We start from the raw sequence: 15547 nt of genomic DNA on the forward strand, positions 1-15547 counted from the left end.
TGCAGTATCCTCTTTCAAACAAGTTTCATTTTCAGTATATAGCTTTTGAGACAGAAAATACATACACAAATGATAGTCATTTTTCTACAAAATAGTTATCTTTAAAACTCCTTTTCTAAAGGCTATCTTTTTCTGATATAATGTAGAAAAACAGCTAAAGGAAAGACTATGAAACCACTACTTGAAACCATCGATACCCGATTTGGAACTGCCAGCAAACATGCCTTTTCTCGAGGAAATACCCTGCCATACACAGGAGTGCCTTTTGGGATGAATTACTTTGTACCCCAGACCAGTGACGAGGAGGGCTCTTGGTTTTTTGATCCGCATCTGCCTATCTTTCAGGGGATTCGATTAACCCACCAGCCCAGCCCTTGGATTGGCGACTACTCTTGGCTCCTTCTGACACCTGTCACAGGCCAACTGGGTGGAGACAGCCTCTTCCATCGCCAGTCTTCCTATGATATGGATAAGGCCTCTTTCCAACCTCATTATCTGAAAATTTTCTCCCTGCGCTATCAGATTGAAAGCCAGCTTACACCGACTTGCTACGGTGCTTCTATTCGTTTGGAACAAAAGCAAGGCAAAGCCCTCTCCCTCTATCTTCACGCAGCAGATGAACTGACAGTGGAGCAAGTAGATGAGCGGACTCTTACCATACGACAAGAAGGTAAAACTGAAACCAACAAAAATCCACTGATACTGTTCACATCCCTGAAAATGAATACGGATATCCTTGCTATCAGCCAAGAAGGCGAAGACTGGCTAATTGACTTAGCAAGTAGCCATGCTGAAATTCAGCTAGCGACTTCTTTCATCTCTCACTCTCAGGCTCTGCTTAATCTACCTCAAAAAGATTTTGATAACTGTAAAGCAAATGCACAAGCGGACTGGGAAAATCTCCTCCATCGTTTTGATATCATGGAAACAGGAGAGGCTGACCGAACCTTCTTTGATCACTGCCTTTACAGACTCTTCCTCTTCCCACAGACTTTTTATGAGGTTGATGAATCAGGGCAAGCCATCCATATGGATCTGGCTACTGGAACTGTCAAGCCTGGTGTCCTCTTCAGCAACAATGGTTTCTGGGATACCTTCCGCACCACCTTCCCCCTCTTTGCTCTTATCATACCAGAACACTACCACCGCTTCTTAGAAGGATTTCTCAATAACTACCGCGATACTGGTTTCCTTCCAAAATGGCTGGCTCCAGATGAACGTGGCATGATGCCAGGTACCCTGCTAGATGGCATTATCGCAGATAGCGCCTGCAAGGACATGGCCCCCGACCTAGAAGAAGAACTCCTCCAAGCCATGCTTGAAACAGCCACCAAGTCCGACCCTCTCGGCATCAATGGTCGTCACGGATTAGCCCAATACCAAGAACTAGGCTACCTCTCTACCGACCACCACGAAAGCGTCAGCCACACCCTAGACTATGCCTATAGTGACTTTTGTATCTCTAGCTGTGCTGAAAAACTAGGGAAAATAGAAATCGCTGAAACCTACAAGGCCGCATCACAAAATTACCGCCATCTATTTGACGCTGAGACAGGTTACATGCGAGCGCGTGATGGTCAAGGCAACTTCCGTCCTGATTTCTCTCCTTATAGTTGGGGACGTGATTATGCCGAATGTTCAGCCATCCAAGCAACTTTAGGCGTCCTCCACGATATCCCAGGCTTGATCCAGCTTATGGGTGGAAAAGAAGCCTTTAGCAACTATCTTTTAAAAGCCTGTCAGGAGGCTCCCCTCTTTGAGACAACAGGCTATGGCTACGAGATTCACGAAATGAGCGAGATGGCTACTGCTCCTTTTGGACAACTCGCCATTTCCAACCAGCCAAGCTTCCACATTCCTTATCTCTTCCGTTACTGCGATTACCCTGACTACACTGCTCTTCTCATCAAGACGCTCCGTCAGAAAGCTTTTCACCCAAGTTGGGAAGCCTATCCTGGCGATGAAGACAATGGCAGTCTCTCAGCCTGGTACATCTGGTCAACTCTCGGTTTTTATCCGACCTGTCCAGGAAAACCAAGCTATGACCTCGGAATCCCTCTCTTTGACCACCTCCGAGTCTACCTTGCCAAAGAAGATAAATGGCTAGATATTCATGCTGAGCAAAACCACAGCCATTTTAACTTTGTAAAAGAATGCCGACTGGACACAACTCTAGTATCAACTATTCAACACCAAGATCTCCTAAAAGCTGAACAACTAACCTTCACCCTCAGCTGGTTACCAAGTCACTAGCTAGTAGACAAAAGAACCTTTGTATCGTGCAAAGGTTCTTTTATTTTATGAAACTTGTACTTGAGCTTGATCAACCAGCTGTCCATCAACAGTCAGATTCAGATAGAAATCCAAGGTCTTGTCGGCAGCAAAATACAGGGTTGGTATGGTCAGGTCTTTTTTGCTTTCCCCAGCTTGGAATTGAAGGACTTGAATTTCGTCCTGATAGGCGACACCATGGACACCTGTCCCCGGTTGGATCGAAATCTTAGTCTCTAAAGGAGTACTACTTTCGCTACGTTCAATCCTAAAATGAAGAGTCTCTCCCTTTGTCACAGCTAGACTTTTTTCTACAAATGCTAGCCCCTGAACAACTACTTTTTGTGATAACCTCGGAGTTTTATAGAGTGAAATCTTGGTCAATACAGGCTTAGATTGCGCCTCGGTAATCATCACGCGCACCTTCTGTGCCTCTACTAGCGGACCTCGCAGGAGACGCTTATGACCAACTGTAAAGCCTGTACCAAATTCTTGCCAGACGCCATCCATCTCTACTTGCACATGAAAAGCAGCGATTCGTTGCCCTAGCTTCAAATCTTCTCTTAACTCAATTACATCAAAAGTTTTAGGAGAACCTAAGTCGAGTTCTAACTGGATGGGCAAGCCTACATCACTTGCCCAAGAGCTGGTCTCAAGACCATCTGTCAGATGGTGACAAGCGAAGTCTGCGGAAAGAGCTGGACCAAATACCTCAGCTCCCAGAGCCAAATCTTCTTTATAGAGCTCATTGCGATAGGCAGCAAATTCATAAAGTCGTTCAATATCCTTTGCATCAAATAGCCCATCTTGATTCGGCGGAATATTAAGCAAGAGTGGAGTTCCCCGACCCACCGAGTGAAAATAAATCTCTACCAACTCCTCAAGAGACTTAGGATCCTGGTCCTCATGGTAAAACCAACCTGGCCGGATGGAAACATCTGCCTCACCGATTGAAAAAATAGTGCCTGAAGAATCTCCATGCTGAAGATAATCCAGCGCTGCTTCTGTTCCTAGTTTGTCAGGATTCACCTTTTGCCACAGGGGATCACCTGCATACCCTCGTTCATTGCCAATCCAGCGTATACTGGTGCCTTCTGTTGAAAAAATTAAGCAATCGCCCTGCAGGTCACGAATGGTTTCAAACCATTTTTCAAATTCATAATTGACCTTTTGAGCGCCCTCTCCTCTGGCACCATCCATCCAGACCTCAGCAAATTTCCCTCCATTTCCATAGGCAGGATTTGATAAGATCTCCTTCAGCTGAGCCAGATAATAGGCATTATAGTCCGCTTCTCGGTCCACATGATAGAGAGGACTGTGGGCATCCCACGGTGACAGGTAGACCCCCATATCCATATCAAACTCTGTGGCAGCTTGTGATACTTCAAGGAGCAAATCCCCCTCTCCACTCCTCCAAGGACTGGCCTTGACCGAATAATCTGTGTGAACTGTCGGATAGAGGACAAAACCATCGTGGTGTTTGACCACCAAAATCAACTTTTTAAAGCCCGTTTCTTTGAGTACACGAACCCACTCACGCGCGTCTAACCTTGTCGGGTTAAATCGTTCAGGATTCTCCTGACCTGTCCCCCATTCCTGGTCATAAAAGGTATTGGGCCCAAAATGGATAAAGGCTGCTAGTTCATCCTCTAAATAAGCTAGCTGGGCCTGACTAGGCAAGGGGCCATGCGGTTTTATTTCTCTTACCATATTACTTCCTATCTACATTTTTCTTTACTTTTTTTGCATACACTTGCAATTCTGTTAACGCTAGTGGATTTACCAAGTTTTCAAATCGAAGACGAAGGGCATAGGTTTCCACCTTGTCAAATTCAAAACGAAGCTCCTCATCCTTATCACTTGAAACTTTTCTAATAGCTGATACAGGTCGCCAATTCTCCTCTTGTTTGAGCAGGGAATCCTTATCTAAATGATTTGGAGTCCGAGGCAAGGCAGGCTCATTTCCTACATAATAATCGATATGGGTAGGATCCACCGCCACGTATTCTTGATTTTCGACATAATACAAGGTCACGTTATCCACAAATCGCGGTTTTAAAATCCCTGCATCTCCAAACAGAATACCGACGCTAGCTTGCTCTGACTTGGCAATCCAAGTATTGGCTATCGATTTCTTCCGAGCAATGACCTTGTCATTGAGGTAGGAGGCTGGGTGATTCGGCTCTGAGTGGGAAGTAAAGACCAGAGGCAGATTGGACCCTGTCCATTGATTGGAAATGACTTCTCCATCTACACTGGCATCTGTCACATGAATGGTGACTGTTGCTGGCAACTCACAGCCCGCTACCCGCCCTGTGAGAACGCATTCTCCTACCTGAGCATAGATTTGAGGCTTGAGTTCGTCCCAAGTAACCTTGGCCGTATCTCGTCTGCCATCTGATAAGACTAGCTTGACTCGGTCTGGTAAGTGTGGGGCTTCCTTGACAAGCGTCCAAACCCTTTCAGGCTCAATAGCGCAAATCCCTTGGACACAAACCTGAGCAGAAGCCTTTAAATCCAGACCCTCTAGCTGACCAGATACCGTAAACTCATGAAAGCTTGCCAAATCTTCTTCCGAGATTGCTTCCCAAACAACCTTGACTCGTTTTGCACCCCCGAACTCATAGTCCGCCAAAACTGAAGATGGAAGCTGTGGATAAGTTCCCTTAGCTGTATACAAGCGAAGTGGTCGTACAGAAAGTGCCTGCCCTAGTGAGGTATTTTCTGCGACCTGCAAGTGCATTTGATTGGTCTTCCCTTGATAAAAGGCGCGAATAGCCAAGTCCCCTGCAGACAAGCAATGAAGTACTCCCTGCTTGATAATGGCGTGAGCACTACCACTCGTTTCCCAAATCACTTCACTATTCCCCACCTTGTTCACAGGGTTATCCACAGTTTGTGGATAAAGTCCAATGGCTGGGGAATCCCCTTCTTGTAATCCTGCCTGCTTGTCCACTCGAATCTCAAATAAGCTCTGATTTTTCACTGGCTGGCAAGCCAAAGCCTCTCCCACTAAGAGATCAAAACTTGCTGGCTCTAGTCCTCTGCCACTAGCCTTTACTCTCACTTGACCTACCTGCTCCAAGCTCTGAACCAAAAGTACACCTCTGCCATGAAAGGCTTTCCTCTTAAAACGACCATTTTTCTGAGCCTGATAACGTTCACGACTGGACTGCCTGCCATTATCAACACCCACAATGCGAGCAGGGCCCTCAATTTTAAAATGAAGCTGATTGGAAGCACTCGGCACCCAATTTCCATCCTTGTCCAATACATCAAAATAAAGATAAAGGAGGTCTTGCCCATCTGACTCCAGTTGTGTTTTCTCGGCATGTAACCTGATTTTGGCTGGCTTACCTGCAGTCACCACCCTATCTTCTGCCACAATCTGACCTTGACGGTCATAGGCCACAGCATGCAATTCTCCTGGTTGATAAGCCAAACTCCATTCGAGATAAAGTTGTTCAGAACTTGCTCCCTCTTGGTATTTTCTGCCATCTGAAGTCCATTTTTCCTGAAAAGTCTTCCTACCTTGAGATTTTCCATTGAGAAATAGCTCTACAGAACGGGCATTTGAATACACCCGGACAGGGATATTCCCATACTTATCCACAACTTGTTGATAACTCTTGTGGATTTCCCAATTCCAGTGGGGCAGTATATGAACCATGGGATGCTGATCTAGGTCCAACCACTGACTTTGATAGAGATAATAGTCATTTTTAGGAATCCCTGCCGTATCCACGATCCCAAAATAGGAACTCTTTACAGGCGTGTCATTTTGATTGTGCCAAGGAGTCGGCTCACCGATATAGTCCACTCCTGTCCAGATAAACTGACCCGCATAGTCTAACCGATTTCTATCTGCTGTCCAAGAAGCCGTCGCCGTCTTCCCCCAAGGAACTCGATCATTGCCATAGTCTGACTGTTCAAAATTACGAACGCGGCGATTATCCCCAACCCATTCCTTATCTGGACGAAAATAGCTGTCACGCGTCCGTGTCGCTGATGAGGTTTCAGACCCGTAAAGTCGCCACTTGGGATGTCTTTTGCGAATCCCATCAATGTTGTCTTCCGAGTAATTCAAACCCACCACATCCAGCAAATCAGCAATCTTTTCATGACCTCCAGAACCATCTCCAAAGCGGAATTGATCCATTCCCATGGTCACAAAACGGCTATCATCAATCTCCTTGACCCTTTCTAGCAAGCGTTTGATCGTCTTCAATGAATGAGCATCGCCATTTGCTTCACTAACTTCATTTCCCAAGGACCACATAAAGATGGCTGGATTGTTCTTGCCACGCTTAATCATAGTGCGCAAATCATAATCTGACCAGAAATCGCCTGCTTTCGCTTCTGGATGAGTCGCTTCTTCCTCAAAAAAGCGACCATAGTCATATTCTTTCTTGCCTCCATACCAGGTATCAAAGGCTTCTTCTTGGATGAGTAAGCCCATTTTGGCAGCCACATCTAGCAAGATACTACTGGCTGGATTATGGGTAATTCGAATCGCATTGACGCCCATTTCCTTCATCTGGCGCAAGCGTCTCTCAGCAGCTGACCTATTTTCCACAGCTCCCAGCGCTCCATAGTCATGGTGGAGACAAACCCCATGAATCTTCAACCAGCGACCATTTAGAAAGAAGCCCTTATCCGCTTGCCAATCCATATAGCGGTAACCAAAGGTCTCCTCTTCTTCATCAACCAAAATGCCATTTTTGTAGATGCGAGTCTTCAACTGATAGAGATGAGGATGGTTAATATCCCAAAGCAAGGGTTGGAAAATTGATATGGCTTGTTGGAAATGGTGTTTGTCCCCAGACTCAATCACTAAAGAGTCTGTCGCCTGCCAGTCAGACAGTTGTTGTCCATCATACCAGATACTCTGCTCCAAATACACCGACACGGACTGAGGCCCATCATTTGAAACCTTGCTTTCAAGCTGGGTTTCCACCCATCCATCTCTTTGTTCTTTAAGCTTGGGACTTCCTATCCTAATCCCATATAAATCCAGATGCACCGAATCTGTAATCAATAATTTTACTTCTCGATAAATACCGCTACCAGAGTACCAACGACTGCTAGGTTGCTGATTTTCCACAAAGACTGCAAGCTGGTTGGCCGTCCCATCATTTCTTAGATAAGGCGTGATATCATAAGAAAAGGGCGTATAGCCACTGGGATAATAGCCCAGCACTTGCCCGTTGATATAGACTTGGGCATTCATGTAAACTCCATCAAACAACAAACGCACCGATACAAGACTGGCATCTTCTTCCAAGTAAAACTGCGTCCGGTACCAAGCCTGACCCCCATTTAACTGACCACCCTCATTTTGCGCTGGCGAATACTGGTCAAAATCATTGTAAATACTCCAGTCATGTGGCACTTGAATAGCCTGCCAATTTTCTCCATGAAAATCCGGCGCCAAGGCCTCTTCTTTCCCCACCTCTTGGCTAAAAAACCAGTGATTTCGCAAAACTTCTTCTCTTCTCATACAGGCATTCCTCTTTAAACAACTCGATTTACTTGACTATAGCACAAAACAAAAGCGCTTTCAAGACTTCCTCCATCACTCCCTAAATCCTCAGAAAAGATTCTATAATTTGTGGAGGAGGATTTAGTTCTCAAAGATACAAGGGTGATACAAAAAGAGCCTGACTCCAGGCTCTTTAGTCTATTATTTCTTCTCAGCACGGAGGGCTGACAAGATTTGTGTACGGATATCATCAACACCATTTGGAGTATTTGGTAAAAAGATAGTTTGGTTTCCTTTAGAGGCAAAGGTATTCAAGGTATCCAAATACTGGTTGGTCAAAAGAATGGACATGATTTGCTCTTCTGTCATACCAACATTGGCTTCCTTGAGTTCTGTGATAGACTCTGCCAATCCATCCACAATCGCCTTACGTTGTTGGGCAATCCCCACACCATGGAGGCGGTCTTTTTCTGCTTCGGCTTCAGCTGCAGTGACGATTTTAATCTTGTCGGCTTCCGCTAATTCTTGCGCTGCGACCCGCTTACGTTGCGCCGCATTGATTTCATTCATGGATTGCTTGACTTCTGCATCTGGTTCGACCTTAGTAATCAAGGTTTTCACGATAATGTACCCGTAAGTAGTCATTTCTTCTGCTACCTGGTGTTGGACTTCAAGGGCAATCTCATCTTTTTTCTCAAACAATTCATCCAAGGTTAATTTTGGAACAGAAGAGCGAAGAGCGTCTTCGATATAAGATTTAATCTGAGATTCTGGACGCATGAGTTTATAGTAGGCATCTGTCACGCTCTGCTCGTTGACACGGTACTGAGTCGCTACATTCATCATAACGAACACATTGTCCTTGGTCTTGGTCTCAACCACAATATCGCTTTGCAACAAGCGCAACTGAATCCGCGCTGCAATCGAGTCAATCCCAAAAGGCAAGCGAATATGAATACCGCTATTGGCAACCTTTTGGTATTTCCCAAAGCGTTCAATAATCGCCACCGACTGCTGACGAACCACATAAACTGTACTCAGTGTGACTATCACCAATAGGAGCACACAAACCACCACAAAAATCATCAAAAATGTTGCCATTATCGTGACCTCCATCATTATTTTTTTCTGTATTATAGCACATTTAAAGAAGGATGTGCAGTTTTTACTGCAATTTTTCCTGAAATGTCAATAATTAGAGGTGAATTGTCACATTGTCGTCAAATCTCTTGCTAAAACAACTCTTTATAAAAGGCAATCGTTTCTTCTAAGGTTGGCATGAATGGATTTCCTGGTGCGCAGGCATCAATCAAGGCATTCTTAGAAAGGTATTCAAAGTCGAAATCTTTTTCTTCAATACCAAGTTCAGTCAATTTCTTAGGAATGCCTACTATCTCAGAAAGCTTCTCAATCTCAGCAATTGCGTAATCGGCACACTCTTCATCTGATTTACCTTCTACATGAAGTCCCAAGGCCTTGGCAACATTACGGAAAGCTTCTGGTACACGTTTAGCATTTTCACGTTCTATAACTGGTAACAACATGGCACAGCAAACACCGTGTGGCAAATTATATACTGCGCCGAGCTGGTGAGCCATTGAGTGAACATAGCCCAGACCTGCATTGTTAAAACTCATACCACCAAGGAAGATGGCATTGACCATACCTTCACGCGCTTCAATATCGTGTCCATTTGCTACAGCGCGAGGAAGATATTCCTTGATAAGCTCAATTGCTCCGATAGATAATTTCTTGGTCACATCATAAGCACCAGGTGTTACCAAAGCTTCAACAGCATGGGTTAGAGCATCCATACCTGTAGCTGCAGTCAAAGCTTGAGGTTTTGAAATCATCAATTCAGGGTCATTAACAGAGATAAGAGCAAGGCTATTCTTGTCAACCATTACCATCTTAACCTTGCGTTCTTCATCGGTAATCACATAGTTAATGGTAATTTCTGCAGAAGTTCCTGCTGTTGTATTGATAGCCACAACTGGCAAGCCTTTTTTAGCAGACTTATGAAGCCCTTCATAATCCTGTGGTTTTCCACCATTTGTAGCCATGATAGAGATACAACTAGCTGCATCCTGTGGAGAACCCCCACCAAGACTGATGATAAAATCACATCCATGTTCTTCCAAAGCAGCTACCCCATCTGTGACATTCTTACAAGTAGGGTTTGGCTCTACATCGCTAAAGATGACATATTCGATTCCTTCTGCATCTAGCGGTTTTAAAACCTTAGGCAAAATGTCACTTCCTTCGATAAACTTGTCTGTCACCAAAAGTGCCTTTTTATAGCCAAGTTCCTTGATATAAGGACCCACTTCATTTACAACACCTTTTCCAATAAGGTTGACTGCCGGAACATAAAATGTAGCCATATAATTTTCCTCCTGCGCCTTCGCGCTATATATTTAACATCATTATATTACTTTTTGTATTCGTTTTCAATTATTTGTGAATTGTTTAACAAATAATTTTAAAAGGAGTGAAATTTGATTATTATTTATAAGATCCTTTCCCAATATGATACTCTGCTCCTTGAAACAAAATTGCATCTACCAAAGATAACAGCTATAGGCTATCCGCCGACACATGAAATGGGCTACACATCAGCCCCTATTTCAAAAAACCGACTAGCTCCTATGAACTAGTCGATTTCTCATCAATGCGCCAACATTTCTTGGGCAATTTCTTGGCCAGATAGGTTATCTGGGTAGTAGGTTGGCCAGTTATCCATTTCTTCAAAGAGGGCTTCTTGGCTTGTGCCTCCAAAGAAGATATGGAAGTGTTCTGCCTTAACTGGGGCGATATTGTGGTCACTAAACTGAACATACTTGAATTGTCCAGCATCCGCATCTGTCGCTTCAAAGAGGAAGCGCACGCCACGATTTCCTTTCTTATAAGTCAAGATTTTCTTACCAACATACTTGTAGGTGAATTTCTTACTTTGTCCACCTTGAACAAATTCCATAGTGTTATCAGTGATATTAATCTTAGTCACATCTGTCTGATAGCCTTTTGTATAGTAGGCCTTGTACTCAGCCTGAGTCATCTTACCTGTCAACTTAGCCTTGTAATCAAACACTTGATCAAAAGTACCATCTTCAAGGAAAGGATAAACTGATTGCCAGTTACCTGCATAGTCACTCAAGGTGCGATCCTTGACATCTGCATCCTCAAAGTAACCATTTTGGACTGTCTTGGTATCCTCTGCCTTTTCAGGCTCGATTGCTGGGCCTTCTTGGTCCGTTGTTTGTTTCAAAGCCTTGAGGTTTTTCTCCATCACGGAAATGTAGTTTTCTCCAGCCTTGGTGTCCTCTTCTGTCAGACTTTCTAAAGGATTAAGGACATCAGTTTTGACACCTGCCTCTTTTGAAAGTGTGTTAGCAAGGGCCTGTGAGGCATTTTCTTCAAAGTAGATATAGGCAATTTTATTTTTCTTGACATACTCTGTCAATTCTGCCAAGCGAGCTGCTGATGGCTCTGCATCTGGAGAAAGGCCTGAGATTGCAACTTGTTTGAGTCCATAGTCCAAGGCGAGATAGTTAAAGGCTGCGTGTTGAGTCACAAAGCTCTTTTGTTTGGCTTGAGACAATCCTTCTGCATACGCCTTATCCAAGGCTTGTAATTTTTCGATATAGGCAGCAGCATTCTTCTCAAAGGTCTCTTTTTTATCAGGATAATCTGCTGATAAACTGTCACGGATGTGCTCTACTAGTTTAATGGCACGAACTGGTGATAACCAAACATGGGGATCGAACTCATGGTGATGGCCTTCTTCTCCATGGTCATGGTCTCCCTCTTCTTCCTCACCACCTGGCAAGAGCAACATATCGCCTGTCGCCTTGATGGTTTTCACCTTTTTCTTATCCAAAGTATCTAGTAATTTAGGAACCCATGTTTCCATGTTTTCATTTTCATAAACGAAGGTATCTGCGTCTTGGATTTTGGCAACTGCCTTGGCAGACGGTTCATATTCATGGGGTTCTGTACCAGCACCGATGAGAAGCTCTACATTAGCCGTATCTCCTGCGACTTGCTTGGTAAATTCATAGACAGGGTAAAAGGTTGTCACAATATTTAGTTTGCCATCTGCCTGCTTTTGATTGGAACAAGCCACTAAAAACAAGGCACATAGACTGGCGAGTAATAAGCTAATTTTTTTCATGTTCATCTCCTATTTGATAAAACGTCTTACTAAACTGATTAGCAAGAAAACAGTTACAAAAATAATGGTAATACTTGCACTTGCAGGTGTTTCTGCATAGTAGGAAATGTAAAGTCCTGCTACCATTCCCAAAAATCCAATAGCACTGGCAAGCAGCATAACCGATTTAAAGTTTTTCCCCAGACGCAGGGCAATACTAGCTGGTAAGACCATAATGGTCGATACCAGAAGAGCTCCCGCAGCTGGAATCATAAGGGCAATGGCCACCCCCGTCACCATGTTAAAAAGAATGGACATGGTACGAACTGGCAAGCCATCCACAAAGGCCGTATCCTCATCAAAGGTCAAAATATACATCGGACGAAGGAAGAGGAAGGTCAAAATCAAAACAACCGCCGCAATGACAAAGAGGGAAATAACCTGCTCTTCGCTGATAGTCACGATCGAACCAAAAAGATATTGGTCCAAACTCATAGAACTCGAGCTTTTACCCTTGCTCATGACAATCAGAGAAACAGCCAGTCCTGTCGACATGAGGATAGCTGTCCCGATTTCCATAAAGTTCTTGTAAACCGTACGGAGATACTCCAGGAAGACTGCCGCAATCAAGACAATGGCAATAGTAGAAATAGTCGGAGAAATCCCCAGAACCAGACCAAAGGCTACACCCGAAAGCGAGACGTGGCTGAGGGTATCACTCATCAAACTCTGACGACGCAAGATAAGGAAGGTTCCCAATACCGGCGAGAAAAGACTCATAGCAATAACAGCCAGAAAGGCGCGTTGCATAAAGTCGTAAGATAATAAACTAAGCATGGCCCACCTCCTGGTCATTCTCATGAACGTTGAAACAACGCCATGGTGAGTCTTGGTTACGGACTAGATGGATATTGCGGTCCGCATAGTCCTTAACTTCTTCAGGGTCATGGGTAATCATCAAAACAGCCTTGCCATGATGATGGGCGCTGTGGTGCATGAGTTCGTAAAATTCATTTTTACTTCCTGCATCCATCCCCGTTGTCGGCTCATCTAGGATAAATACATCTGGGTCAGAAGCAAACATACGCGCGATCACCGCTCGCTGCTTTTGTCCTCCAGATAGAGACCCCAAGCGTTTGTCTCGGTGTTCCCACATACCAACTGAGTCTAAACTGGCCTTGATATGCTCCTCATCATGAGCATTCAAACGACGGAACCAGCCTTTTCGCGGATAGCGACCTGACTTGACAAACTCATAAACCGTACTTGGAAAACCTGCGTTAAAACTGGCAATCTGTTGAGGAAGATAGGCTATTCTCAATTTCTTACCCTGCGTATTTGTCGTTGAAATAGTCACCTTTCCAATGCGTGGCTGAAGGATTCCAAGACTGGCCTTAATCAGTGTCGTCTTAGCTGCCCCATTCTCCCCTGTCAAGGTAACAAATTCCCCACTATCAACACTATAATTGATATGTTCAAGAACGGGCTCCTTATCATAATAGAAGGATAAATCCTCTACCGTAATATATCTCATTATTTGATTTCTCCTACTAAAGCAGTCAAAAACCGCTGAATAACTTTTTGTTCATTTGGAGTAAACTGAGTCGCCACTTGTTCATAGGTTAAAAGTGTATGCTCATGGTGATGATGGTGCTCCTCAGCGATTGGACGAGCCAAATCAGTCAACTGATAAAAAATCACACGCGCATCCTTAGGATCTTTAGATGTTTCCAACATTCCTTCCTTGACCAAAGACTTAATGGCCTTGGTAACTGCCGCCTGACTGACATTGAGGCGACGGGCCAACTCTGAATTTGTTAAAGATTCCTCTGACAAGAGCATGAGAATGTGCTCCTGAGTATTGGTCAGGGCCACCTCGCTAGTACAATGACCTATTAGGATTTCATGCTGATTTTCCGCCTGCAAAATCACCTCATTTAAAAAGGCATCGATATCCTTCGCTAGCTGTCTCATATCTGACTCCTTTCCTTTTGGACTTCTCTTTATTTTAAGAGAAAAATACTATTCTTTGAAAAATTATTTACTGGTTAATTATATCACAACCAAAAAAAGAGTCAAGAAAAAACGTGAAAACTAGTTTCATCCTTGAACTCTTCTATATTATGATCTATTGAAATTCCTTGACATCTCCATCATAAGTCGCCCAGTCTTTACTGAAAAAGCGCTCATTCAGATGATAAGTCGGAGCTGGTGTGGGATTGGATAGGAAAGGATCAACGGCCTTATCAAATGCCAACCAACCTAACCAACCAAGGTGAATGGTATCCTTCATAAAGAAAGCTTCCCCACCGTCCTTAGAAAAATCTGCTATATTGGTAAAACCTTGACTTTCTAACTGGTAGCGAATCTTCTGCACCGTTTGTTGGTACATATCCTCTCGTAAACCAGCATAGTCCATCCATTTTTTATTAACAGGTGGAATGATAAAAATCGGGTTTACCTTGGATTTAGAAAACTGTGTCAACACTAACTGCAAGTCATTATATTCTGGCGACTTGAGATAGGTAAAATTTTTCTGAGAATCCTTTAATTTATTCAAATCCTTCTTAATCTGTGTATTATAGAAATAATTCTCCATTCCCAGATCATTATTAGAAGTATTCTTTTCTGCATCTGCTTTGACAACATCTTCTATAGCTTGATAAGAAAACTGATCTGGCAAGGTCTTTAAATACTTAGCTACATGCTTATCGTATTTGAAATAGCCTCTAACCGAAAACTGACCAAAAAAGGAAGCTTGACGTTCATTAAAACGAGCCAATAATTCAATCATTTCATTGTCTGCCGTCGACAATTCTTCTTTACTTGCCAACTTCTGAACCAGGTCCTTCATAGCTACATTTGGAAACTGCTGTAGTAAGCGGGTCGCTGCATATTGACTAGCCTGATCTCCAGATTGATGTTCCAGAAAACTCGTCAACTGATCCCCATTAAAATACTGCTGGAAGGCTGCTGGCTCATAGCCATTTTTACTAAACCACTGGGGCGAGATGACATATACAACTTGTTTATTCTCCAGTTGTGGCAACATCTGTTGCATCCCAAAATACTGGTTGAGCGATGCAGCTCCCCTCTGTCCTAAAAGATAGGGGCGATAAGAGCGGTTGTATTTCTCAGCCAATACCGCAGGATGGGCACCGTCAAAACGAAGCCATTCACTGGAGCCAAAGAAGAGAACAAAACGCATATTTGGATCAGATAAGGCTCTGACCTTTTGACTCCGCTCCTTAAAACTTTCAATGGTAGTAGCCACCGCCGAACGCTTTTCAGCTCCCAGATCATGGCGCATCTCAGCAGGATAGAAAAAGATAAGCAGACAAACCAACAAACCAGCTATCAAGACCGGTCCGAAGATCATCCATAAGCGTTTAAGCATTTTGTAGCTCCACAATACCAGCTATGATTTTATTAGCTGTATTCCAGTCGTCACGACCAAACTCTGTTACAGGGACACGAATGTCAAAACGGTTTTCAATCTCCACAATCAATTCAACCGTTCCCATACTATCCAAGACACCTGCGTCAAAAAGATCTTCATCCATCATGTCAGAAACATCTTCCATAAACAACTCATCAATAATTTCGATAACTTCTGATTTGATATCCATATTTTATTTCCT

Annotated in this window: 11 protein-coding genes; 1 reads left to right on the forward strand and 10 read right to left on the reverse strand. The window is 43.7% G+C overall.

Annotated features, from left to right (window positions below; all coding sequences use genetic code 11):
* Positions 1–168: 168 nt before the first annotated feature.
* On the forward strand, positions 169–2253 hold the full coding sequence (locus tag ACLNCV_RS01140; protein ID WP_424844792.1) for a GH92 family glycosyl hydrolase: 2085 nt from the start codon (positions 169–171) through the stop codon (positions 2251–2253).
* A gap of 45 nt (positions 2254–2298) precedes the next feature.
* Here the strand turns inward: ACLNCV_RS01140 and ACLNCV_RS01145 are convergent, their stop codons facing one another.
* The 10 genes from ACLNCV_RS01145 to dltC form a co-directional block, all read right to left on the reverse strand.
* Positions 2299–3981 (reverse strand): alpha-L-fucosidase, encoded by a 1683-nt coding sequence (locus ACLNCV_RS01145; RefSeq protein ID WP_084947738.1) that lies wholly within the window; start codon positions 3979–3981, stop codon positions 2299–2301.
* 1 nt (position 3982) lies between these two features.
* The gene (locus ACLNCV_RS01150; RefSeq protein ID WP_261125877.1) at positions 3983–7771 is read right to left on the reverse strand and encodes a sugar-binding domain-containing protein; all 3789 of its coding nucleotides are present in this window, start codon (positions 7769–7771) and stop codon (positions 3983–3985) included.
* Positions 7772–7954: 183 nt separating this feature from the next.
* The gene (locus tag ACLNCV_RS01155) at positions 7955–8839 is read right to left on the reverse strand and encodes an SPFH domain-containing protein (protein ID WP_004235732.1); all 885 of its coding nucleotides are present in this window, start codon (positions 8837–8839) and stop codon (positions 7955–7957) included.
* A 146-nt stretch (positions 8840–8985) separates the two neighbouring features.
* Positions 8986–10137 carry an iron-containing alcohol dehydrogenase gene (locus tag ACLNCV_RS01160; RefSeq protein ID WP_261125878.1) on the reverse strand — a complete coding sequence of 384 codons (1152 nt, stop codon included), beginning with the start codon at positions 10135–10137 and terminating at the stop codon, positions 8986–8988.
* A 284-nt stretch (positions 10138–10421) separates the two neighbouring features.
* A complete protein-coding gene (gene adcA / locus ACLNCV_RS01165; protein ID WP_000724064.1) occupies positions 10422–11927 on the reverse strand; it encodes a zinc ABC transporter substrate-binding lipoprotein AdcA in 1506 nt (501 codons plus the stop codon).
* A 9-nt stretch (positions 11928–11936) separates the two neighbouring features.
* Positions 11937–12743: a metal ABC transporter permease gene (locus ACLNCV_RS01170; protein ID WP_045612455.1), complete on the reverse strand. Its 807-nt coding sequence runs from the start codon at positions 12741–12743 to the stop codon at positions 11937–11939.
* Positions 12736–13440 (reverse strand): metal ABC transporter ATP-binding protein, encoded by a 705-nt coding sequence (locus tag ACLNCV_RS01175; protein ID WP_125443258.1) that lies wholly within the window; start codon positions 13438–13440, stop codon positions 12736–12738. Before ACLNCV_RS01175 ends, ACLNCV_RS01170 begins: the two co-directional genes overlap by 8 nt.
* Positions 13440–13880, reverse strand: coding sequence for a zinc-dependent transcriptional regulator AdcR (gene adcR, locus ACLNCV_RS01180; RefSeq protein ID WP_001249308.1), 441 nt, complete (start codon positions 13878–13880; stop codon positions 13440–13442). Before adcR ends, ACLNCV_RS01175 begins: the two co-directional genes overlap by 1 nt.
* Positions 13881–14034: 154 nt before the next feature.
* Complete coding sequence (gene dltD / locus ACLNCV_RS01185; protein WP_049543209.1) at positions 14035–15303, reverse strand: D-alanyl-lipoteichoic acid biosynthesis protein DltD; 1269 nt, start codon at positions 15301–15303, stop codon at positions 14035–14037.
* On the reverse strand, positions 15296–15535 hold the full coding sequence (gene dltC, locus ACLNCV_RS01190) for a D-alanine--poly(phosphoribitol) ligase subunit DltC (RefSeq protein WP_000351967.1): 240 nt from the start codon (positions 15533–15535) through the stop codon (positions 15296–15298). The genes dltD and dltC overlap by 8 nt, the downstream gene beginning before the upstream one ends.
* Between the last annotated feature and the right edge of the window lie 12 nt (positions 15536–15547).

The organism is Streptococcus sp. CL5.50 (assembly GCF_049738015.1).
GTDB lineage: Bacteria > Bacillota > Bacilli > Lactobacillales > Streptococcaceae > Streptococcus > Streptococcus mitis_CA.